Below are 22,852 nucleotides of genomic sequence, written 5' to 3'. Positions count from 1 at the left end.
CCCGGCCCCTCAGGGGCCGGGCGCTCGTCGTTCACCAGCGGCTCGGTGTCGGCAGGTGCGGGTCGGGCTGATACCGGAACCACAGGGTCGACAGCGCCGGAAGCGTGACGGTGGCGATCGCCGGAGCGTCGTCGTCCTCCCGGTGCGCGCTGATCATGCCGAGGTTGCCCGCGTCGCCTCCGCCGAAGGCAGCGGCATCCGTGTTCAGGATCTCCTGCCACGATCCCTCGACCGGCAGCGCGAGGCGGTATCCGGTGCGGGTCACGCCCGCGAAGTTCGAGATGACCACCAGACGGCCGCCGTGGGCATCCCGGCGTTCGAACGCGATCACGCTGGGATCCCAGCTGGGCGCCCCCAGTCGCGAGAACGACGAGCTGTCGTTGTCGCGCTCCCAGAGCGGCGCCTGCGCGCGGTACACGGCGTTCAGTGAGCCCACCAGCTGCTGCAGCTGAGCGTGCGACGGCTGATCGAGCAGCCACCAGTCCAGCTCCCGGTCGACCGACCACTCGCCGATCTGACCGAACTCCTGGCCCATGAACAGCAGCTTCTTGCCGGGGTGCCCCCACATGAAGCCGAGATACGCGCGCAGGTTCGCGAGCCTCTGCGCGTGGTCACCCGGCATGCGCGAGACGAGGCTGCCCTTGCCGTGCACGACCTCGTCGTGGCTGATCGGCAGCATGTAGTTCTCGCCGAAGCCGTAGACGAACGAGAACGTCATCTCGCCCTCGTGGTGCGATCGGTGCAGTGGATCGCGCTTCATGTACTCCAGCGAGTCGTTCATCCAGCCCATATTCCACTTGAACCCGAAGCCGAGTCCGGCGTGGTCGGTGGGGGCGGTCACGCCGGGGAAGGCGGTGGACTCCTCGGCGATCATCACGATGCCCTTGTGCGTGCGGTAGGCGGTGGCGTTCACCTCCTGCAGGAAGTGGATCGCCTCGAGGTTCTCGCGCCCGCCGTGGATGTTCGGCTCCCACTCGCCGGCCCTGCGTGAGTAGTCGAGGTACAGCATCGACGCGACGGCGTCGACGCGCAGGCCGTCGATGTGGAACTCGCTGAGCCAGAACAGGGCGTTCGCCACGAGGAAGTTGCGCACCTCGCTGCGGCCGTAGTCGAAGACCAGGGTGCCCCAGTCCTGGTGCTCGCCACGTCGCGGATCGGCATGCTCGTACAGTGCGGTGCCGTCGAAGCGCGCCAGCGCGAACGCGTCCTTCGGGAAGTGGCCCGGCACCCAGTCCATGATCACGCCGATACCGGCCTGGTGCAGCCGGTCGACCAGATACCTCAGGTCGTCGGGTGTGCCGAATCGGCTCGTCGCGGCATAGTAGCCGCTCACCTGATATCCCCACGATCCGCCGAACGGGTGCTCGGCGAGGGGCATGAACTCGACGTGCGTGAAGCCGGTGGCCAGCACGTGCTCGATGAGCGGGTCGGCCGCATCGCGGTAGGTCAGACCCGCACGCCACGAACCGAGGTGCACCTCGTACACCGACATCGGCTGGGCGACGGCGTGGCCGGCGGCCCGCCGGGTGAGCCAGGCGTCGTCGTTCCAGCGGTAGGCGCTCAGCGTGACGACGGAGGCGGTGGCCGGCGGCAGCTCAGCCTCCTGCGCCATCGGGTCGGCCTTCAGCCGCCAGTGCCCGTCGGCGCCGAGGATCTCGTACTTGTAGCGCGCGCCCACCGCGACGCCGGGGACGAACAGCTCCCACACGCCGCTGCCACCCATCGAGCGCATGCTGTGGCCTTCGCCGTTCCAGCCGTTGAAGTCGCCGACCACGCGCATCGACCTGGCGTTCGGAGCCCACACCGCGAAGTCGACCCCCTGCTCCCCGTCCAGAGCGCGCGGGTGCGATCCGAGTACCTCCCAGAGTCGCTCGTGGCGCCCCTCCGCGATGAGGTGGATGTCGAGCTCCCCGACCGCACTGAGGTGTCGGTACGGGTCGCCGACGATGTCCTCGTGACCGCCCTCGTAGGTCGTCGCGATGCGGTACGGCACCGGCGGCCCGCTGTGGCTGCCCTCCCAGATCCCGTGCGCGACATGCGCCAGGTCCAGCCGCGACCCGTCGTCGAAGACCGCCTGAACGGCCTCGGCGAACGGCCGACGTGCACGGATCGCCGTGGTGGTGCGCCCCACGGAGTCGGTGCGCGGATGCGCCCCCAGCACAGCGTGCGGATCGTGATGGGTGGATTGCGCCACCGCGATCCACTCCGCCGATGCAGAGACGTCTTCGAGATAGCTCATGATCGCTCCTTCACCTTCAGGATGTGCACCGGCTCGGCGAACGCGTCGAGTCGCACGTAGTTGTGATCGCGCCAGATCCAGACCGCTCCGGTGAGCAGATCCTCGACCTCGAACTCGTCACCGGGTTCGACACCCCAGACCGTGGTGTCCAGGTGCACCGTCGTCTCGCGCACCGAGTGGGGGTCGACGTTCGCCACCACGATGATGGTGTCGGCCCGTCCGGTGCCGGTGAATGCGGCATCCAGATGCTTGGAGTACACCAGCACGGCGTCGTCGTCGCTCCAGTGCGCGGCGAAGCTGCGGAGCTGACCCAGCGCCGGATGCTCGCGCCGGATCTCGTTCAGGCGTCGCAGCAGCGGCGCGAGGGATTCGCCGCGCTGCTCGGCACCCTCCCAGTCCCGGAACTTGTACTCGTACTTCTCGTTGTCGATGTTCTCCTCGGAGCCGGGCCTGGCCACGTTCTCGATCAGCTCGTAACCCGCGTACACACCCCAGATCGGCGCCGCGGTGGCGGCGATGCAGGCGCGGATGCGGTAGGCGGCCCGTCCGCCGTACTGCAGGTACTCGGTGAGGATGTCGTGCGTGTTCACGAACAGGTTCGGGCGCATGTAGTCGCTCGTCTCGTGCGACACCGAGGTGAGGAACTCCTCGAGCTCGGCCTTGGTGTTGCGCCAGGTGAAGTACGAGTAGCTCTGCTGGAAGCCCACCGCGGCGAGCGCGCGCATCACCGCGGGGCGGGTGAACGCCTCGGCCAGGAAGATGACGTCGGGATCCTGGGCGTTGACCTCGGCGATCAGCCACTCCCAGAACTGCAGCGGCTTCGTGTGCGGGTTGTCGACCCGGAAGATCTTCACTCCGAGCCGCACCCAGTGCATGACCACGCGCAGCATCTCGGCGTAGCTGCCCGCCGGGTCGTTGTCGAAGTTGATCGGGTAGATGTCCTGATACTTCTTCGGCGGGTTCTCGGCGTACGCGATGGTTCCGTCGGGGAGGGTGGTGAACCATTCCGGATGCTCGGTCACCCAGGGGTGATCGGGAGACGCCTGCAGCGCGAGATCCAGGGCCACCTCGAGGCCCTCCTTCGCGGCGGCGCGGATGAAGGCGCGCAGGTCCTTCTCGGTGCCGAGCTCGGGGTGGATCGCGTCGTGTCCGCCGTCGGGGGAGCCGATCGCGTACGGCGAGCCCGGATCGCCGGGTTCGGTGGTGAGGGTGTTGTTGCGACCCTTGCGGTTGGTCGTGCCGATCGGATGGATCGGCACGAGGTAGACGACGTCGAAGCCCATGCCGGCGACGCCAGGCAGACGCCTGGCTGCGGTGCGGAACGTTCCGCTCTTCACCGTGCCGTCCTTGCGACGCACCGCGCCCTCGGAGCGGGGGAAGAACTCGTACCAGGCGCCGACGCCCGCCCGGTGACGCTCCACGCGCAGCGGCAGCCAGTCGATCACCGATCCGAGCGAGGCGAGCGGGCGAGCGGTGAACGCTTCGGCCAGCGCCGCGTCGACGGCCACGGCGCGCAGCGACACGGCATCCGCCGTCTTCTGCGCCTTCCGCAGGGTCGTCGCGGCGGCCTTCAGGATGCGGATCTCTGCGGCGGGCCGGTCGGCCTGCCGGGCGGCCGCCGCGAGCAGCTGCACGCCCAGAGCGCACATCACCGGCACGTCGACGCCGGCCACCGCTTTCACGTCGGCGGCGTGCGCCCAGGTGCCGAAGTCGTCTGAGAACGCCTCGAAGCGGTAGCGCCAGTCGCCTGGCAGGTCGAGCGCGACGGTCGTGCGCCAGCGATCGGTGCCGTCCTCGAGCGGGCTGAGCCGGTGCAGCGTCTCGCGCCCATCCGGAGAGGCCAGGCGCAGATGCACGCCGATGAGATCATGCCCCTCGCGGAAGGCCACGACGTCGAAGGGCACGGCCTCTCCGACGAAGGCCTTCGCGGGGTATCCCTGCGGCACATGCGGCGTCGGCGAGAACACCGGGATCCGCCCGGCTCTGAGACCGGCGAGGTGTGTCGTCTCGGCGGCAGGGCGCAGAGGGATCTGGGCGGGGCTTCTCAGACCCGCAGAGTCACGTGCTGTCGGTGCTGCCACACCTCGAATGTACCGTGCCGGCTGGTGCGCGTCACTCGACCCGGAAGAGCTGCATCGAGGTGCCCGCGATCGGCAGCACCTCGCCCGGTGCGTATCGCCGCTGTTCTGCACGCGGTGCCTCGTCGGCGCTCGACCACAGCGACGTGAAGACGGTGGCGCCGTCGAGCCCCTCGGGCAGCCGGACGTCGATCGGAGCCTCGGTGCCGTGCACGATCAGCAGGATGCGGTTGCTCTCGCCGTCGCGCGGATCGCTCGTCGCGACGTACTGCAGGGTGCGGTGACGGGGGTCGTTCCACTGCTCGGCGGCCATCGTCTCGCCGTTCTGATCGAACCACTCCATCTCCGAGGCCTCGGGGACGTGCTCGCCGAGCACGGCGTATCGCGCAGGTCGCAGCGCGCGGTTCTCCGCTCGCAGACGCGTGAGCAGCGTGACATGCGCGAGCAGATCCCGCTGCCACGGCTCGTGCGACCAGTTCAGCCAGGTGAGGGGGGAGTCGTGACAGTAGGCGTTGTTGTTGCCCTTCTGGGTGCGGCCGAACTCGTCGCCGGCGGTGATCATCGGGATGCCGGCGGAGAGCAGCAGGGTGCCCATCAGGTTGCGCATGGCCCTGCGTCGTGTGGCGAGGATCCCGGGGCTGTCGGTCTCGCCCTCGACCCCGTGGTTGAACGACCGGTTCACGTCGGCGCCGTCGCGGTTGTGCTCGCCGTTGGCCTCGTTGTGCTTGACGTCGTAGCTGACGAGGTCGTGCAGCGTGAAGCCGTCGTGCGCGGTGATGAAGTTGACGCTGGCCAGGGGGCCGCGCTCGGGCGAGTAGGTGTTGGCGGAGCCGGCGAGGCGGTTGGCGAATCCGCCGACGCCGACCGGTGCAGACGCGCGCCGGGCGTAGTCGATGTCGCTCAGCCAGAAGTTGCGGGCACGGTCGCGGTAGCGATCGTTCCACTCGCTCCAGCCGGCGGGGAAGTTGCCCGTCTGCCAGCCTCCCAGTCCGACATCCCACGGCTCGGCGATGATCTTCACGTCCGCCAGCGCCGGATCCTCGGCGATGGCGCGCAGCAGCGGATGCTCGGGGTCGTACTCGTGGCCGCCGTCGCGGGCGAGGGATGTCGCGAGATCGAACCGGAAGCCGTCGATCTGCATCTCGGTGGCCCAGTACCGCAGCGAGTCGAGCACGAGCCGCGCCGGGGCGTCGGCCGACGTGTCGAGCGTGTTCCCGCAGCCGGTGGTGTCGACGTACGCACCGTCTTCGAGCTGGCGGTAGTAGAGCGCGTTGTCGATGCCGCGGAAGCTGGAGCGAGGCCCGCCGAGGCCCTCCTCGCTGGTGTGGTTGTACACGACGTCGAGGATCACCTCGAGACCGGCCTGGTGCAGCAGCTTGACCATGCCCTTGAACTCGGCGAGCACGGCCTCGGGCCCGCCGCGGCGGGCGGCCTCGGTCGCGTAGGCGGCGTGCGGGGTGAAGAAGTTGAGGGTGTTGTATCCCCAGTAGTTGGTCAGGCCGCGCTCGAGCAGTCGCGGTTCGGGAACGAACGCGTGCACCGGCAGCAGCTCGACGCTCGTGACGCCCAGCTGCGTCAGGTAGTCGGTCATCGCCGGATGCGCGAGGCCGGCGTACGTGCCGTGCAGCGCGGCGGGCACGCCGGGGTGGCGCTTGGTGAGGCCCTTGATGTGGCCCTCGTAGATGACGGTCTCGTCCATCGGCACGGCGGGCTTGCGCACGTCTCCCCAGTCGAAGCCGTCGGCGATGACCACCGAGCGCCACTCCTGATAGCCGCCGCCCTGCGCGAGTCCGCGCGAGTACGGGTCGAGCAGCAGGGTCTCGGAGTTGAACACGTTGCCAGGGCCGAGCGGGCCGTCCACGCGCAGGGCGTAGCGCGTTCCCGGCCGCAGCAGCTCACTCGTCACCTCCCAGATCCCGGCGGTCTGCCGCTCGAGCGGCAGCGTGGCCGTCTCCCAGTCGAGGTCGTCCTCGTCGAAGACGACGAGCTCGACGGACGACGCGTTCCGAGACCAGACGCGCAGCGTCCCGCCGCCCTCGTGCAGGCGCACGCCGAGGTGGTCGAGAGCGTCGCCGCCGAGGGGTGATGCGGGCAGAGCGGGCATGCGCACCAGCCTAGGCGTGCAGACCTCCCGGCGGTGAATCTGCGTCTCCGAGGCCGTGATCCTCAGTCCCGCCGCCGGCGCGGTGGGAGGATGGGGTGATGCGGCACTACCTCGATCACGCGGCGACGACCCCGCTGCGCCCCGGTGCACGCGACGCTTGGCTCGCGGCGTCCGAGATCGTCGGCAACGCCTCGTCGACCCACGGCGCCGGCCAGGCCGCGCGTCGTCTGCTCGAGGACTCGCGGGAGCGCGCTGCCGCGGTCGTCGGCTGCGATCCGATCGAGGTCGTGTTCACGTCCGGCGGCACGGAGTCGATCAACACCGCCCTGCGCGGTCTGTGGGGTGCCCGCACCGCAGAGGCTGCGGCGATCGTGCTGCCGGATGCCGAGCATCACGCCACGACGGACACGGTCGCGGCCCTGGCGCGGGAGGGAGCCGTGGTGCGCCCGGTGCCGGTGGACGCCCTCGGGCGGATCGACACGGCGATGTTCGCCGCCGCGCTGGACGGTGCCGCTGTCGCCACCGCGCTCGTCGCGAACAACGAGGTCGGCACGGTCAACGATGCGCGGGCGCTCAGCCTGTCGGCTGCGGCGGCCGGGGTTCCGCTGCATCTCGACGCGGTCTCAGCCTGCGGCCACGTGCCCCTCGTCTTCCGCGATCTGCGGGGCGACGCGTCCGCCGGCACGGGTCTCGTGGCGATCAGCATCGCCGGCCACAAGATCGGGGCCCCCGTCGGAACGGGGATGCTGGTGGTGTCCCGCAGCGCCCGGATCGCACCGCTGCTGCACGGCGGGTCGCAGCAGCGCGGTCTCCGCGCCGGGACGCAGGACGTGCCGGGGGCGGCGGCCCTCGCCGTCGCGCTGGAGGAGGCCGAGGCCGAACGCGAGCGCGAGAGCACCCGGCTCGCCGCGCTGCGCGACCGGCTCATCGCCGGCGTCCTGGCCGCGGTCCCCTCCGCGGCGCTGCTCGGCGATCCGCTCGATCGCCTGCCCGGCAATGCGCACCTGCTGTTCCCGGGAGCGGTGGGGGAGATCCTGCTGTTCCTGCTCGACATGGCCGGCATCTCGGCATCCACCGGATCCGCCTGCCAGGCCGGCGTCGCCGAGCCCTCCCACGTGGTGCTGGCGATGGGGCGCAGCGAGCAGGACGCCCGAAGCGTGCTGCGGTTAACCCTCGGGGCGACGTCGACGGAGGCGGACGTCGACGCCGTTCTCGTCGCGATCCCGGATGCCGTGGCGCGTGCCTCGCGCTGACGGGAGCCGTCCAGCCGGGCGCTCGTAGACTGGAGCCCATGCGAGTTCTGGCGGCCATGAGCGGCGGTGTCGATTCGGCGGTGGCGGCCGCGCGCGCCGTCGACGCCGGACACGAGGTGGTCGGCGTGCACCTCGCGCTGTCCCGCGCCGGCGGCACGCTGCGCACCGGCAGCCGCGGCTGCTGCACCGTCGAGGACGCCCTGGATGCCCGGCGCGTGGCGGATCTGCTCGGCATACCCTTCTACGTGTGGGACTTCTCGGAGCGGTTCCGCGACGACGTCATCGAGGACTTCATCTCGGAGTACAGGGCGGGCCGCACCCCCAACCCGTGTCTGCGCTGCAACGAGAAGATCAAGTTCGCGGCTCTGCTGGAGCGAGCGATCGAACTCGGCTTCGACGCGGTCTGCACCGGTCACTACGCGAGTCTCGTCGACGGCGCCGGAGGGCTCGAGCTGCACCGCGCGTCGGACTCCGCGAAGGACCAGTCCTACGTGCTCGGTGTGCTGAACGCCGAGCAGCTCGCGCACACCTATTTCCCCCTCGGTGACACGCCCTCGAAGGCACTGGTGCGCGCCGAGGCGGCTGAACGCGGCATCACCGTCGCGCAGAAGCCGGACAGCCACGACATCTGCTTCATCCCCGATGGAGACACCCGCGGCTGGCTGGCCGAGAAGGTCGGGACCGCCGTGGGTGACGTCGTCGACCGCAACGGCGATGTCGTCGGCACGCACGAGGGCGCGCACGCGTTCACCGTGGGGCAGCGCCGCGGTCTGCGACTGGGAGTGCCCGCCCCCGACGGCAAGCCGCGCTTCGTGCTCGAGGTGCGGCCGGTGTCGAACACGGTGGTCGTCGGTCCGAAGGAGGCGCTGGCGATCGCCGAGATCGCCGGGGAGCGCTTTTCCTGGGCGGGGGCCGCCCCCGAGGCATCCGACTTCGCGTGCGAGGTGCAGATCCGCGCGCACGCCGATCCCGTACCCGCCCGTGCGCACGTGAGCGATGGCGGTGTGCGCGTGGTGCCGGACGTGCCGCTCGACGGCGTGGCGCCGGGCCAGAGTGCCGTCATCTACGTCGGCACCCGCGTACTCGGGCAGTTCACGATCGACACGACCGTGTCGGCCGTCCCCGTCGACGCCTGAGCATCCGCCGCCGGACGCGCGTCCCGTGGCCTGTCGGTGCTCGCTCGTAGACTTGCCGGGTGCCTGAGAACATCTCGCTGACCGACGCCCGCGCCGAAGCCGAAGAGCTCACGACTCGCATCCTCGAGGCGAAGGACGCCTATTACGGCCGCGACACGTCGCTCGTCGACGACACGACCTACGACGGGTGGATGCGGCGACTCGAAGAGCTCGAACGACTGCATCCCGAGCTGCAGGGCCAGGATTCGCCCACGCAGATGGTCGGAGCAGCGGAGTCGACCGGGTTGGCGACGATCGAGCACGCCGAGCGGATGCTGAGCCTCGACAACGTGTTCTCCGTCGACGAGCTGCGCGAATGGGCGGCGAAGGCCACGGCATCCGCCGGGCGGGAGATCGCCTGGCTCACCGAGCTGAAGATCGACGGGCTGGCCATCAACCTCCGGTACGAGAACGGCGTGCTCACCTCGGCCGCCACCCGCGGTGACGGGCGGGTGGGGGAGATCGTGACCGAGAACGCCCTGCGTCTCGCCGACATCCCCGAGCGTCTGCGCGGTGAGGGGCACCCGGATATCGTCGAGGTGCGCGGCGAGGTGTTCATCCCCGTCGCGGCCTTCGAGCGGCTCAACGCCGCCCAGGCGTCGTTCCGCGAGCGGGCGCACGCCGACGCACGCGATCGGTGGGAGGCGCGACCGGGGGCCAAGAAGCCGTTCGATGACGAGAAGGCGCGCACCGCCGCCGCGCGCCGATTCCCCGCGTTCGCGAACCCGCGCAACGCCGCCAGCGGCGGACTGCGCCAGCAGATCGACAAGAAGAGCGGTCTCGAGCTCGAAGCCGGCCTGCTTCGCATCGCGTCTCTGTCGCTGTACGTGCACGGCATCGGCGCATGGACGCGGCCGCCGGTCGCCGCGCAGAGCGAGGTGTACGAGCTGCTCGCCGAGTGGGGCCTGCCGACCAGTCCGCACACGAAGGTGTGCCGCGGCATCGACGAGGTCGAGGAGTTCGTTGCGTACTTCGGTGAGCACCGGCACGACGTCGAGCACGAACTCGACGGCATCGTCGTCAAGGTCGACGAGCTGGCGCTGCACGACGAGCTCGGCATCACCAGCCGCGCGCCGCGATGGGCGATCGCGTACAAGTACCCGCCGGAGGAGGTGCAGACCCGGCTGCTCGACATCGTCGTCTCGGTCGGCCGCACCGGACGCGCGACCCCGTTCGCGGTGATGGAGCCGGCGCACGTGGCCGGGTCGGTCGTGCGTCAGGCGACGCTGCACAACAAGGACGTGGTCAAGGCGAAGGGCGTGCTGATCGGCGACACCGTCGTGCTGCGCAAGGCGGGGGACGTGATCCCCGAGGTGCTCGGGCCGGTGGTCGACAGGCGCGACGGCACCGAGCGCGAGTTCGTCATGCCGCAGGCGTGCCCCGAGTGCGGTACGCCGCTGCGCCCGATGAAGGAGGGCGACATCGATCTGCGCTGCCCGAACGCGCGCTCGTGCCCTGCCCAGGTGCGCGGCCGGGTCGAGCACATCGGCTCTCGTGGCTCGCTGGATGTCGAGGCCCTCGGCGAGGTGACCGCCGCGGCGCTCACTCAGCCGAACCGCCCGGCCCTCGCGCCGCTGGAGACCGAGGCGGGACTCTTCGATCTCACCCTCGAGCAGATCGTGCCGATCGAGGTGATCGTGCGCGACTCCGAGACGGGGCTGCCCAAGGAGGACGACGACGGGGTCGTCAAGACCCGTGCGCCGTTCCGCCGCAATCCCACCGCGGCGGAGAAGAAGAACGGACTCGAGGGTCCGCAGCCCTCGTCGCAGGCGGTGAAGCTGCTGGCCGAACTCGAGAAGGCGAAGACCAAGGAGCTCTGGCGGCTTCTCGTCTCGCTGAACATCCGCCACGTCGGTCCGGTCGCCGCCCGGGCCCTCGCCCAGTGGTTCGGCTCACTCGACGCCATCCGCGCCGCGAGCAGAGACGAGCTCGCCGCCGTCGAAGGCGTCGGCGGGATCATCGCGGACTCGCTGCTGAGCTGGTTCGAGGTCGACTGGCACCAGGACATCGTGCGGCAGTGGGCGGATGCCGGTGTGCAGTGGTCCACACCAGGGCATCCCGGGCCGGGAGCCGCGGCGACCGAGGGCGGAGTGCTCGACGGGCTCACCGTCGTCGCCACAGGAAGCCTCGAGGGCTATTCGCGCGAGGGCGCTCAGGAGGCGATCATGAAGGCCGGGGGCAAGGCGGCATCCTCCGTCTCGAAGAAGACGGATTTCGTCGCGGCCGGCCCCGGTGCCGGGTCGAAGCTCGCCAAGGCCGAGGCGCTCGGCGTGCGGATCATCGACGCCGCACAGTTCCACCTGCTCGTCACGGAGGGGCCGGAGGCGCTCGGATGAGCGACGAGATGAGGAGTGCGGTCTGCGTCGATCTCGCTGCCGCCGACGACCGCTGGAGTCAGGCGCTGCCGGTTCTGCAGGAGCTGCGCCCGCATCTCTCCGCGGAACTGCTCGACCAGGTGCTCCACGAGGGAGCCCCGCAGGGGCTCACGTTCACCGCGGTCTTCGAGGGGGAGCGGTGCGTGGCGGTCGCGGGCTGGCGGATCATCGCGAACACGAGTGCGATCCGCAAGCTGCATGTGGACGATCTGTCGACCTCGGCATCCGAGCGATCCCGCGGATACGGGCGGATGCTGCTCGACCATCTGCGGGAGCGGGCGATCGACGCGGGATGCCACGTGCTCGACCTGGACTCCGGGGTGCAGCGCTTCGCCGCGCACCGCTTCTACCTGCGCGAGCGAATGGACATCGTCTCGCACCACTTCGCGCAACGTCTCGGCTGACGCCGGCGGGACGCTCGACGACGGATTTTCGCGTCCCGCACGGCGTCTGGTGTCTGCGGCGTCAGTCCTTGTGCCGCGGCTTGCGCGCGGGGCGGTCGTCACGCGCATATCCGCCGCGGTCGTCGCGTCCGCCGCGGTCGTAGCCGCCCCGATCATCGCGGTCGCGCGGCGTGCGACGGTTCGGCACGCCACGGTCGGGCCGGATCTCGATGAGCCTGCCCGAGATGCGGGTGTCACGCAGCCTGTCCAGCACCGACGGGTCCATGTTCACGGGCAGCTCGACGATCGAGAAGTCCGGCTTGATGGCGATCGCGCCGAAGTCGTCGCGTCCGAGCCCGCCCTCGTTCGCCAGGGCGCCCACGATCTGACGCGGCTCGACACGGTGGCGACGCCCGACCTCGATGCGGTACGGCGCGTAGTCGCCGCGACCGCGGCGCTCACGGGGGCCGCGATCGGCACGGTCCGACGTGCGGTCCTGACGCTCGCGCGGGGGACGGCTGTCCCGCTCCACCGCCCGAGACAGCTCGTCGTTCTCCGGGTCCAGCAGCAGCGGGGTATCGCCCTGGGCGACGACGGCCAGAGCTGCGGCGACGTCGGCCTCGGGCACGTCGTGGTTGCGCACGTAGTGGGCGATGATGTCGCGGAACGCCTCGATGCGACGGGTCTCCTCGAGAGCGGACGTGATCGCGTCGTCGAAGCGGGCGAGGCGCGTGGTGTTCACGTCTTCGGTGGTCGGCAGCTGCATCTGGGCCGGAGCCTGGCGGGTCGCCTTCTCGATGTGCTTGAGAAGATAGCGCTCGCGGGGGGTGATGAAGCTGATCGCATCCCCGGTGCGACCGGCGCGTCCGGTGCGTCCGATGCGGTGCACGTACGACTCGGTGTCGGTGGGGATGTCGAAGTTGATCACGTGGCTGATCCGCTCGACGTCGAGACCGCGCGCGGCGACGTCGGTGGCGACCAGGATGTCGAGCTTGCCGTCCTTGAGCTGGTTCACGCTGCGCTCGCGCTGCACCTGCGGCACGTCGCCGTTGATGGCCGCGGCGGAGTAGCCGCGGGCGCGCAGCTTCTCGGCGAGGGTCTCGGTCTCGTTCTTCGTGCGGACGAACACGATCATGCCGTCGAAGTTCTCGATCTCGAGAATGCGGGTGAGGGCATCCACCTTCTGCGCGTACGAGACGACCAGGTAGCGCTGGGTGATGTTCTGATTGGTGGTCGTCTTGCCCTTGATGGCGACCTCTTCGGGCTCGTTCAGGTACTGCTGAGCGAGCCGACGGATCGTCGCGGGCATCGTCGCCGAGAACAGCGCGACCTGCTTGTCCTCGGGGGTCTGGGCGAGGATCTGCTCGACATCCTCGGCGAAGCCCATCTTCAGCATCTCGTCGGCCTCATCCAGCACGAGATACTTCAGCTCCGAGAGGTCGAGCGTGCCCTTCGCCTGGTGATCCATGATGCGGCCCGGCGTCCCGACGACGATGTGCACGCCACGGCGCAGCGCCGACAGCTGCACGCCGTACGCCTGGCCGCCGTACACGGGAAGCACGCGCACGTCCTTCATCCGGGCCGAGTACGCCTCGAACGCCTCGCACACCTGCAGGGCGAGCTCGCGTGTGGGGGCGAGCACGAGCACCTGCGGCGTCTTCTGACCGAGGTCGAGGTTCTCGAGCACGGGCAGCGCGAATGCGGCGGTCTTGCCGGTGCCGGTCTGCGCCGTCCCCAGCACATCGCGCCCCTGCAGCAGCAGCGGGATCGTCGCCGCCTGGATGGGCGACGGGGTCTCGTAGCCGAGATCCTTGATCGCCCTGAGCAGCGAGCCGGTGATGCCCAGCTCCTCGAATCCGGGAGCGGTCGCGCCCTCGTCAGGGGTCTCGGGCGCGTCAGGGGCAGGGGCGATGTCGTCGGCAGTCACCTGTCAACGATAGTGGGTGCGGATGGGAGAGTGCTGGCCGTTCAGTTGCCCGAGGTCAGCGCCAGCAGGCGCTCCTTCACCTGCCGGCGCAGCACCTTGCCGATCAGCGACTTCGGCAGCTCGTCGACGACGAAGACGCGACGCGGCACCTTGTACGGGGTCAGGATGCTGCGCGCGAACGCGCGGATGGCCTCGACATCGACGTCCTTGCCATCCTCCACGACGATCGCGGCGACGACCTCCTCGCCGGAGCGGTCGCTCGGCAGTCCCACGACGGCCGCGTCGACGACATCCGGATGCTGGCGCAGGGCCACCTCGACCTCGGTGGGCGCCACGTTGAAGCCGCCCGTGATGATGAGCTCCTTGATGCGGTCGACGATGCGCACGAAGCCGGCCTCGTCGATCGTGACGATGTCGCCGGTGCGGAACCAGCCGTCGACGAACACCGCCTCGGTCTCCTCGGGCTTGCCGTAGTAGCCGGAGAACACCTGCGGACCGCGCACGATCAGCTCGCCGGCAGAGCCTGCCGGCACGTCGACGGTCGGATTCTCGGGGTCGACCACGCGGCACTCGGTACCGGGAAGCGGCAGGCCGACGGTTCCGGCCACCCGGTTCTCGGCGACGGGGTTGGCCATCAGCACGGGCGAGCACTCGCTCAGCCCGTAGCCCTCGACGAGATAGCCGCCGCTGGCCTCTTCGAACGGCACGACGAGATCGTGAGACAGCGCCATCGCCCCCGAGATCGCGATCTCGGTGCCGGCGAGCGACACGCCCTTCTCCTTCGCCACGGCCAGCAGCCGTTCGGCGATCGGCGGCACGAGCGGCAGGAAGGTGGCCGGATGCTTCTTCGTCACCTGCAGCACGAGGTCGGGCTCGAACTTCGGGAACAGCACGAGCCGCGCGCCCATCGACATCGCGAAGGTGAGGCACAGCGTGAGCCCGTACGCGTGGAACATGGGCAGCACCGCGTAGACGACGCAGCCGTCGCCGCGCGTGATCGACGGCACCCACGCCTGAGCCTGCGCAGCGTTGGCGAGCAGGTTGCGGTGGGTGAGGGCCGCACCCTTGGGCGTGCCCGTGGTGCCTGAGGTGTACTGGATGATCGCGAGGTCGTCGGTTGCGGGACGCGGGTGCGTGGCCGGGAGCGGTGCGGACTGCACCAGCGAGTCCCAGCTGATCGCGCCGCGCACCTTCGAGGTGAGCGCCGCACGCGACTCGCGGGCCTTCGCGATCGGCAGCTTCAGCATCAGCTGCATCCTGCGCGGCATCGCCGTCGTCACGTCGACCGAGACCAGGCTCGCGACCGCGAGATCGGCGGGGAACTCCTGCACGGTCTCGACCACCTTGCTCCACACGATCGCGTGGCGGGCGCCGTGGTCTTCGAACTGCTTGCGCAGCTCACGCGGGGTGTACAGCGGGTTGTGCTCGATCGCCACGGCGCCGAGACGCAGCACGGCGTAGAACGCGATGATGTGCTGGGGGCAGTTCGGCAGCACGATCGCCACCGGATCGCCCGGGCCGACACCGAGGTCGCGCAGGCCGGCGGCTGCCCGCTCGATGGCATCCTGCATCTCGCGGTAGGTCGTCTCGCGGCCGAAGAACTGCAGCGCCGGGGCATCCGGATAGTCGCGCACCGACGCCTCGACGATGTCGATCAGCGAACCGGTCACCGGCGGCAGGTCCTGCGGGACACCTTCGGCGTAGCTTGCGGTCCATGGGCGCGGGGGAACGAACTCGGTCACGAGTTCCAGCTTACGTCTGCGCACCTCGCGCTCTCGTAGACTGGGGTGGTGTCTGAAATCACCCCTGATCTCGTACGCCATCTCGGCGTGCTCGCGCGCATCCAGCTCTCCGACGACGAGGTGACTCAGCTGACCGGTCAGCTCGACGCCATCGTCGACAACATTGCGAAGGTGTCGGAGGTGGCCACGCCAGACGTCGTCGCCACCAGCCACCCGATCGCGATGAGCAACGTCTTCCGTCCCGACGAGGTCGGCGAGACGCTCACCCTCGAGCAGACGCTGAAGAACGCCCCGGATGCCGCCGATGGCCGCTTCCGTGTGACCGCGATCCTGGGAGAAGAGCAGTGAGCGACATCATCCGGCTGACCGCCGCGGAACTCGGCGAGAAGATCTCCGCCGGCGAGATCTCCAGCGTCGAGGCGACGCAGGCCCACCTCGACCGCATCGCCGCGGTCGACGGTGACGTGCACGCTTTCCTGCACGTCAACGAGCACGCCCTCGCTGCGGCCGCCGAGGTCGACGCGCGCCGTGCCGCGGGCGAGCAGCTCGGCCCGATCGCCGGTGTGCCGCTCGCGGTCAAGGACGTGCTCGTCACGACCGACATGCCCTCCACGAGCGGCTCGAAGATCCTCGAGGGCTACATGTCGCCGTTCGATGCCACGGTCGTTGCTCGTTCGCGCGCCGCAGGCCTCGTGCCGCTGGGCAAGACGAACATGGACGAGTTCGCGATGGGCTCGTCGACGGAGTTCTCCGCCTACGGTCCGACCCGCAACCCGTGGGACCTCGACCGCATCCCCGGCGGTTCGGGTGGCGGCTCCGCCGCGGCCGTCGCGGCCTTCGAGGCCCCGCTCGCGCTCGGCTCCGACACCGGCGGATCGATCCGCCAGCCCGCGCACGTCACCGGCACCGTCGGCATCAAGCCGACCTACGGCGGCGTCAGCCGCTACGGCGCGATCGCGCTGGCATCCAGCCTCGACCAGGTCGGCCCGGTCACCCGCACCGTGCTCGACGCCGGTCTGCTGCACGATGTGATCGGCGGTCACGATCCGAAGGACTCCACCTCGCTTCCGCAGGAGTGGCCGTCATTCGCCGCAGCCGCCCGCGAGGGCGCGTCGGGTCAGGTGCTCAAGGGACTGAAGGTCGGCGTCATCACCGAGCTGCCCGACTCCGGCTTCCAGGCCGGCGTCGCCGCATCCTTCCGCGCCTCGCTCGCACTGATGGAGGCGCAGGGCGCCGAGATCGTCGAGATCTCCGCTCCGCACTTCGAATACGGTGTCGCCGCGTATTACCTGATCCTGCCCGCGGAGGCGTCGAGCAACCTCGCGAAGTTCGACTCGGTGCGCTTCGGCCTGCGCGTCACCCCCGACGGCAACCCGACGGTGGAGGACGTCATGTCGGCGACCCGCGAAGCCGGCTTCGGCCCCGAGGTCAAGCGCCGCATCATCCTCGGCACCTACGCCCTGTCTGCCGGCTACTACGACGCCTACTACGGCAGCGCGCAGAAGGTGCGCACGCTCATCCAGCAGGACTTCGCCCGCGCCTTCGGGCAGGTCGACGTCATCGCGACGCCCTCGGCGCCGACGACCGCGTTCAAGATCGGCGAGAAGATCGACGACCCGCTGCAGATGTACCTGAACGACCTGACGACGATCCCGGCGAACCTGGCGGGGGTGCCCGGCATCTCGATCCCGTCGGGCGTGGCGGCAGAAGACGGCCTGCCCGTCGGCATCCAGTTCCTCGCCCCCGCGCACGAGGATGCTCGTCTGTACCGCGTCGGCGCGGCTCTCGAAGCCGCGCTGCTCGACTCGTGGGGTGAGCCGCTGCTCGCCCGCGCTCCGCAGCTGCTGGGAGGAACCCGCTGATGGCCACCGCCAAGCTCATGGACTTCGACAAGGCTCTCGAGATGTTCGAGCCCGTGCTCGGATTCGAGGTGCACGTCGAGCTGAACACCCGCACGAAGATGTTCTCGGATGCCCCGAACCCGGCGAACGACGAGTTCCACGGTGCCGAGCCGAACACGCTCATCGCCCCTGTCGACCTCGGCCTGCCCGGTTCCCTCCCCGTCGTCAACGCCACGGCGGTGCGCTCGTCGATCAGCCTGGGCCTCGCGCTCGGCTGCTCGATCGCCGAGTCCAGCCGCTTCGCGCGGAAGAACTACTTCTACCCCGACCTCGGCAAGAACTACCAGATCTCGCAGTACGACGAGCCGATCGCGTTCGAGGGGTCGGTCGAGGTCGAGCTCGAGGACGGCACGCTCGTGACGATCCCGGTCGAGCGGGCGCACATGGAGGAGGATGCCGGCAAGCTGACCCACATGGGCGGCGCGACCGGCCGCATCCAGGGTGCCGAGTACTCGCTGGTGGACTACAACCGCGCGGGTGTCCCGCTGGTCGAGATCGTCACGAAGCCGATCTTCGGCGCCGAGCACCGAGCTCCCGAGTACGCGAAGGCGTACATCGCCGCGATCCGCGACATCGTCCGCGGACTGGGCATCTCGGAGGCGCGTCTCGAGCGGGGCAACCTGCGCTGCGACGCAAACGTGTCGCTGCGTCCCCGTGGCCAGGAGAAGCTGGGCACCCGCACCGAGACGAAGAACGTCAACTCGATGCGGTCCGTCGAGCGGGCCGTGCGCTACGAGATCCAGCGTCAGGCCGCGATCCTCGCCGACGGCGGCACGATCATCCAGGAGACGCGCCACTGGCACGAAGACACCGGCACCACCTCGCCGGGCCGTCCGAAGTCGGATGCCGACGACTACCGCTACTTCCCCGAGCCCGATCTGCTGCCCGTGCAGCCGTCGCGCGAGCTCGTGGAGGAGCTGCGCGCCGCGCTGCCCGAGCAGCCCGTGGCGCGTCGGCGTCGTCTGAAGGCCGACTGGGGCTTCACCGACCTGGAGTTCCAGGACGTGCGCAACGGCGGGCTGATCGACGAGGTCGAGGCCACGATCGCGGCCGGTGCCGCACCGGCCGCGGCGCGCAAGTGGTGGACGGGGGAGATCACCCGAATCGCCAACGCTCAGGATCGCGACGCCGCCGGTCTGGTCTCACCCTCCGACGTCGCGGCGCTGCAGGGCCTGGTGGATGCCGGAACCCTGACCGACAAGCTCGCCCGTCAGGTGCTCGAGGGAGTCATCGCCGGTGAGGGCTCGCCGCAGCAGGTGGTCGACTCCCGCGGCCTGGCGGTCGTCTCTGACGACGGCGCGCTGATCGCCGCGATCGACGACGCCCTGGCCGCTCAGCCCGATGTGCTGGCGAAGATCAAGGACGGCAAGGTGCAGGCGGCAGGCGCGGTGATCGGCGCCGTGATGAAGGCGATGAAGGGCCAGGCCGACGCCGCGCGCGTACGCGAGCTGGTCCTCGAGCGCGCCGCGCAGTGACCGCTTCGGTGCCACCGACGCGATGTCGGTGGCACCGGTCAGGATGGATGCATGGGACGCGGTGACGGATCGGGCCGCATCGTCTCGCCCGCGGGCGCGGACGACACCGGCACGGGCATCCTGCACGTCGACATGGATGCCTTCTACGCGGCCGTCGAGGTGCTCTACGACCCCTCGCTGAAGGGGCTGCCGCTGATCATCGGCGGCCGCGAGGGGCGCTCGGTCGTGTCGAGCGCGTCGTACGAGGCGCGTCGCTTCGGGGTGCGCAGCGCGATGCCGGTCGCCCACGCGCTCCGGCTCTGTCCCACCGCCCGCGTGGTGTCGCCGGATTTCACGCGCTACCGGGCGGTCTCGGCGCAGGTCATGGCGGTCTTCCAGAGCATCACGCCGCTCGTCGAGCAGCTCTCGATCGACGAGGCGTTCCTCGATGTGCGCGGAGTGCGCCGTCTGTGGGGGAGCCCCGGTGAGATCGCGGCCCTCATCCGGCGGCGGGTGCGCGACGAGGTCGGGATCACGTGCAGCGTCGGGGTCGCGGCCACGAAGCACGTCGCGAAGATGGCATCCACCGTGTCGAAACCCGACGGGATGCTCGTGGTGCCTGCGATGCGGACACAGGAGTTCCTCGATCCGCGTCCGGTCGGCGCCATGTGGGGCGTCGGGCCGAAGGCGGCCGAAGCCCTCGAACGCCGCGGCATCCGTCTGATCCGCGATGTGCGCGAGGCGTCGCCCGAGGCGCTGGAGCGCGCTGTCGGCCCTGCGCTCGGGCAGCGGATCCAGGATCTCGCCCGCGGGCTCGATGCCCGCCAGATCGAGACGGAGCGCGCGGAGAAGAGCATCGGTCACGAGGAGACCTTCGACCGTGACATCGAGGATCGCGACCTGCTCCGCTCGGAGCTGCTGCGCCTCGCCGACCGCGTCGGTGCACGGCTGCGCACCTCGGGATGGCATGCGGGCGCGGTGGCGATCAAGGTCCGCTTCGCCGACTTCACCACGCTGAGCCGCACCGTATCGCTGCCCGAGCCGACCGATGTCGGCCAGCGCATCGGCGAGACCGCCATCGCACTGTTCGCGCAGATCGAGCGCCGCGACCCCGTGCGCCTGGTCGGCGTGCGGGCCGAGAAGCTGCGTCCGGCAGGCGCATCGGCGATGGCGCTGTGGGACGACGACGAAGACCAGCGACGGCTCGAGGGCACGCTCGATGACGCGCGGGCGCGGTTCGGCGTCGGCATGATCACCCGCGCGCGCCACGTCGGTGCGACCGAACGGCGGTCCGGTGGCGGCGTCGAGCCACGGCCGTTCGGTCGCGAGTGACCGGCGTCGCCGGTTCGATAGCGTGGGGTCATGCCGTCATCCGCCGCCCCTGATCCCTTCGGAGAGCGCCTCAGCGCCGCGACGCTGCGCATCTGCGACGCGGTCACCGCGGTGTCGGCATCGAACCCGGTCGTGGTCATCGACGGCCGCAGCGGGGCGGGCAAGAGCAGTCTCGCCGCTCGCGTCGCCAGGGCGTGGCCGCTGAGCACGCCCGTGCAGCTGCTCGCGCTCGATTCGGTGTACCCCGGATGGAGCGGACTCGAGCGTGGTGCGGAGATCGCCCGGGAGCAGGTGCTGCGTCCGCACGGTCGTGGCCTGATCGGCATCTGGCGCCGGTGGGACTGGGAGCTGCAGGAAGAGGCGGAGGCCCACGCCGTCGACCCGGCGCTGGGCCTGATCGTCGAGGGATGCGGTGCGCTGACGCGCGCCGCTGCGGCCCTCGCGGACGTCACCGTCTGGGTCGACGGCCCGAAGGATTCACGGCGTCGACGCGCGCTCGAACGCGACGGCGACGGCTTCCGCAACCACTGGGACATGTGGGCGGACCAGGAGGACGCCCACATCGCACGGCACGAGCCGCAGACACTCGCGCACGTGCGGGTCGCTACGCCGTAGCGGCGTCCGCATCGTCAGCGCGCTGGATCAGGTCATCCAGCCGATACCCGAGCCAGTCGTACACGTGGAACCGCGCGTCCTCAGGGTCGTGATGGTCGTCGTGGTCGACGCCGAGGCGCGACGCGACCACCAGCCGGATGGCGGCGAGCGTGCGCATCCAGGCGTCGATGCGCGCGTCGGGGATGACGACGTCGTGTGGGGCGAGGGGGTCCCCATCGCCGGCGGTGTCGAATTCGACGAGGTCCTCGCGCATGACGAGGGCGTCCTTGCGCCGGCGGTCGAACAGCTCGTCCCTGGTGCCGCGGCGGAACTCCGCTGCGGCGGCGTCGTCGTCGGGGTACGCCGTCGGCGCGAGTCTCGCCAGCGCGGGGTCGGCGCTGGTGCGCGGGCCGCCGACGAGCTCGAGGAACTCGTCGATCAGGTGCAGCAGGTTGCGTCCTTCGATCCGGGCGATCGAAATCGAGACGCTCACTGCGGAACCCGTCGGATGGTGGCCCACAGCCCGAAGTCGTGCATCGCCTGGGCGTGCACCTCCATCGTCTCCCGCGGCCCGGTGGCGACGACGGCGTGTCCTTCGTGGTGCACCGCGAGCATGAGGGCCGTCGCGTGCTCTTCGGGGTAGCCGAAGTAGCGGCGGAACACGCGCACGACGTAGCTCATGAGATTGACCGGGTCGTCCCACACGACCAGCTGCCAGGGCACGAGCGGGGCGACCGTGAGCTGATCGTCGAGCAGCGGTGTGGATGCCGGGATGCTCATGCCCACCCCAGTTCGTGCAGCTGCTCGTCGTCGATGCCGTAGAAATGCGCGATCTCGTGGACCAGCGTTGTGTGGATCTCGTCACGCAGCCCGGCCTCGTCCTCGCAGGCAACGAGGTGCGCGTGCCGGTACACGACGATGCGGTCGGGCAGCTCGCCGGTGCCGTACTGGCCCCGCTCGGTGAGGGCGACCCCCTCGTACAGGCCGAAGAGGTCGCTGCCGTCCTCGGGCTCGTCCTCGACCACGAACACGACGTTGTCGAGTCCGTCGACCATGTCGTCCGGCAGCCTGTCGAGCTCGTCCACGACGAGCGCCTCGAACTCCTCGGCCGTCATGTCCATGCCGCCGGCGGACGGAGCCGGCGAGTCGTGATCGAGTGAGGAGGACATGCTTCGATGCTAGCCGGGGCGTGCCCCGTGCCGGGCGGTCCTGCCATGACCCGACCTGCATCACCATGCTGCCGCTGAAGAAGCACGGCTGACGCGACGAAGCCCCCGGGATCATGACGAACCCGGGGGCTTCTCTGGGGTGCCTGGGTAGCACGTTCGGCAACTCCTCCCCGAAGACGAAGACCCTAGTCAACCGCATGAATCGTGGTGTGTACGAGGTCTCGCGGCGTCCCCTGAGTAGCGCTCCGAGGGACGATCGGGGGCCAGTCGTAAGGACTGTCGAGACGGCTCAAACTTTTCTGACCGCTGCTGAGGTGGACGCTCTCGTGGGCGACTACCTGGCCGGGATGGGCGTCAAGCACCTCGCGGAGCGGTACGGAATCCATCGTGCCACGGTGTTCTCCCACCTCCGTCGTCGCAACGTACCGAGCCGTCGGCCCGGGCTCGGCATTGATGAGAAAGCGGAGGCCGTGCGCCTTGCGCGAGCGGGAGTCTCGATGCGGGCGATCGGTCGCCGGATGGGTGTCCACCGCACGGCCGTGCGAGCGGCGCTGGTCGAGGCTGGGCTCATCATGGACGACGCCAGCGACGGTTCATAACGCACCTCCGCGCCGCTGATCCCCCAGGGCTGTCGGCGCACGTCGTCGGTGACGAACGCCGAGAGGAACCGACGATGCCGAGCTTGAGTGAACTGGCGACCGACGAACGAACGGCGCGAATGGCGCGGTCTATGCTCGTCGAACCCAACGATCCGGTGATGGGCCGCATCCTGGCTCGCCTCGGAGCTGTTGAGCCGCTCGCCGAACGCGATGGAGCGGTGGTGCGCCTCGCCGTGGATGCGCAGGTCTGGCGCGCCCGTTTCAGCGCACCGGAGGCGAAGGACGTGGCTATGAGCATCGCCCAGGTTCAGCAGTCTGACGTCCGAGCGCCGTCTCGATCGTCGACGCCGATTCGGGACCGGATGAGCTGGACCTAGCCGCAACCGACTACGAGGTGCCCGCGTCCATTGGCTGAGCGGCACGGCGGACCGCTGCCGATCCGGGCCGACCTGGCCACCTGAGAGCGCTCTCAGGCGCGAGCACACCGCTGAATCGGCTGGGATATCGTTCGGCCATGGCAAGGGCGG

At 70.0% G+C, this 22,852-nt stretch carries 19 protein-coding genes; 11 read left to right on the top strand and 8 right to left on the bottom strand.

Translation table 11 applies throughout. The features are described from left to right. Window positions 1–31: 31 nt before the first annotated feature. The 3 genes from glgB to glgX are packed head-to-tail and all read right to left on the bottom strand — an operon-like array spanning window position 32 to window position 6,421. Window positions 32–2,239 (bottom strand): 1,4-alpha-glucan branching protein GlgB, encoded by a 2,208-nt coding sequence (gene glgB / locus AB0O65_RS07645; protein ID WP_071644738.1) that lies wholly within the window; start codon window positions 2,237–2,239, stop codon window positions 32–34. Continuing rightward, on the bottom strand, window positions 2,236–4,320 hold the full coding sequence (locus tag AB0O65_RS07640) for a maltotransferase domain-containing protein (protein WP_363383916.1): 2,085 nt from the start codon (window positions 4,318–4,320) through the stop codon (window positions 2,236–2,238). The genes glgB and AB0O65_RS07640 overlap by 4 nt, the downstream gene beginning before the upstream one ends. A gap of 31 nt (window positions 4,321–4,351) precedes the next feature. Continuing rightward, window positions 4,352–6,421, bottom strand: a complete 2,070-nt coding sequence (gene glgX / locus AB0O65_RS07635; RefSeq protein WP_363383914.1) for a glycogen debranching protein GlgX — start codon at window positions 6,419–6,421, stop codon at window positions 4,352–4,354. 98 nt (window positions 6,422–6,519) lie between these two features. Here glgX and AB0O65_RS07630 point away from each other — a divergent pair, with 98 nt between their 5' ends. Genes AB0O65_RS07630 through AB0O65_RS07615 form a run of 4 tightly spaced genes read left to right on the top strand, consistent with a single transcriptional unit; the run spans window position 6,520 to window position 11,628 of the window. Beyond that, a complete protein-coding gene (locus AB0O65_RS07630) occupies window positions 6,520–7,674 on the top strand; it encodes a cysteine desulfurase family protein (RefSeq protein WP_363383912.1) in 1,155 nt (384 codons plus the stop codon). A gap of 38 nt (window positions 7,675–7,712) precedes the next feature. Next, window positions 7,713–8,810: a tRNA 2-thiouridine(34) synthase MnmA gene (mnmA, locus tag AB0O65_RS07625; protein ID WP_071644110.1), complete on the top strand. Its 1,098-nt coding sequence runs from the start codon at window positions 7,713–7,715 to the stop codon at window positions 8,808–8,810. A 59-nt stretch (window positions 8,811–8,869) separates the two neighbouring features. Next, complete coding sequence (gene ligA / locus AB0O65_RS07620) at window positions 8,870–11,185, top strand: NAD-dependent DNA ligase LigA (RefSeq protein ID WP_363383910.1); 2,316 nt, start codon at window positions 8,870–8,872, stop codon at window positions 11,183–11,185. After that, entirely contained in the window at window positions 11,182–11,628 is a 447-nt protein-coding gene (locus tag AB0O65_RS07615; RefSeq protein ID WP_225211370.1) for a GNAT family N-acetyltransferase, read from the top strand. The genes ligA and AB0O65_RS07615 overlap by 4 nt, the downstream gene beginning before the upstream one ends. A gap of 61 nt (window positions 11,629–11,689) precedes the next feature. On the opposite strand, the gene AB0O65_RS07610 is transcribed toward AB0O65_RS07615, so the two are convergent. Further along, the gene (locus AB0O65_RS07610) at window positions 11,690–13,453 is read right to left on the bottom strand and encodes a DEAD/DEAH box helicase (protein ID WP_256221116.1); all 1,764 of its coding nucleotides are present in this window, start codon (window positions 13,451–13,453) and stop codon (window positions 11,690–11,692) included. A gap of 122 nt (window positions 13,454–13,575) precedes the next feature. Further along, complete coding sequence (locus AB0O65_RS07605; protein WP_363383907.1) at window positions 13,576–15,276, bottom strand: long-chain-fatty-acid--CoA ligase; 1,701 nt, start codon at window positions 15,274–15,276, stop codon at window positions 13,576–13,578. Window positions 15,277–15,324: 48 nt separating this feature from the next. On the opposite strand from AB0O65_RS07605, the gene gatC reads away from it, so the two are divergent. The 5 genes from gatC to AB0O65_RS07580 are packed head-to-tail and all read left to right on the top strand — an operon-like array spanning window position 15,325 to window position 20,578. Beyond that, complete coding sequence (gatC, locus tag AB0O65_RS07600; protein WP_071644104.1) at window positions 15,325–15,624, top strand: Asp-tRNA(Asn)/Glu-tRNA(Gln) amidotransferase subunit GatC; 300 nt, start codon at window positions 15,325–15,327, stop codon at window positions 15,622–15,624. Further along, entirely contained in the window at window positions 15,621–17,138 is a 1,518-nt protein-coding gene (gene gatA / locus AB0O65_RS07595) for an Asp-tRNA(Asn)/Glu-tRNA(Gln) amidotransferase subunit GatA (protein WP_071644102.1), read from the top strand. Before gatC ends, gatA begins: the two co-directional genes overlap by 4 nt. After that, entirely contained in the window at window positions 17,138–18,652 is a 1,515-nt protein-coding gene (gene gatB, locus AB0O65_RS07590) for an Asp-tRNA(Asn)/Glu-tRNA(Gln) amidotransferase subunit GatB (protein WP_313480900.1), read from the top strand. Before gatA ends, gatB begins: the two co-directional genes overlap by 1 nt. Before the next feature lie 51 nt (window positions 18,653–18,703). Continuing rightward, window positions 18,704–19,963, top strand: coding sequence for a DNA polymerase IV (gene dinB / locus AB0O65_RS07585; protein WP_071644098.1), 1,260 nt, complete (start codon window positions 18,704–18,706; stop codon window positions 19,961–19,963). A 30-nt stretch (window positions 19,964–19,993) separates the two neighbouring features. Further along, window positions 19,994–20,578, top strand: coding sequence for a hypothetical protein (locus AB0O65_RS07580; RefSeq protein WP_071644096.1), 585 nt, complete (start codon window positions 19,994–19,996; stop codon window positions 20,576–20,578). Here the strand turns inward: AB0O65_RS07580 and AB0O65_RS07575 are convergent. The 3 genes from AB0O65_RS07575 to AB0O65_RS07565 are packed head-to-tail and all read right to left on the bottom strand — an operon-like array spanning window position 20,568 to window position 21,678. Then, a complete protein-coding gene (locus AB0O65_RS07575) occupies window positions 20,568–21,050 on the bottom strand; it encodes a DUF2017 family protein (protein ID WP_363383903.1) in 483 nt (160 codons plus the stop codon). The two genes, AB0O65_RS07580 and AB0O65_RS07575, sit on opposite strands and share 11 nt — an antisense overlap. Continuing rightward, on the bottom strand, window positions 21,047–21,337 hold the full coding sequence (gene clpS, locus AB0O65_RS07570) for an ATP-dependent Clp protease adapter ClpS (protein ID WP_071644112.1): 291 nt from the start codon (window positions 21,335–21,337) through the stop codon (window positions 21,047–21,049). The genes AB0O65_RS07575 and clpS overlap by 4 nt, the downstream gene beginning before the upstream one ends. Next, window positions 21,334–21,678, bottom strand: a complete 345-nt coding sequence (locus tag AB0O65_RS07565; protein WP_071644113.1) for a metallopeptidase family protein — start codon at window positions 21,676–21,678, stop codon at window positions 21,334–21,336. The genes clpS and AB0O65_RS07565 overlap by 4 nt, the downstream gene beginning before the upstream one ends. A 374-nt stretch (window positions 21,679–22,052) precedes the next feature. Here AB0O65_RS07565 and AB0O65_RS07560 point away from each other — a divergent pair, with 374 nt between their 5' ends. Both AB0O65_RS07560 and AB0O65_RS07555 read left to right on the top strand, forming a co-directional pair. Beyond that, window positions 22,053–22,325, top strand: coding sequence for a hypothetical protein (locus tag AB0O65_RS07560; protein WP_363383901.1), 273 nt, complete (start codon window positions 22,053–22,055; stop codon window positions 22,323–22,325). Between the two features lie 131 nt (window positions 22,326–22,456). Then, window positions 22,457–22,702 (top strand): hypothetical protein, encoded by a 246-nt coding sequence (locus AB0O65_RS07555; protein ID WP_200881029.1) that lies wholly within the window; start codon window positions 22,457–22,459, stop codon window positions 22,700–22,702. Window positions 22,703–22,852 lie beyond the last annotated feature (150 nt).

The organism is Microbacterium sp. NPDC077391 (assembly GCF_040686955.1).
GTDB classification, from domain to species: domain Bacteria; phylum Actinomycetota; class Actinomycetes; order Actinomycetales; family Microbacteriaceae; genus Microbacterium; species Microbacterium commune.
This window is presented reverse-complemented; position numbering and strand designations above follow the sequence as displayed.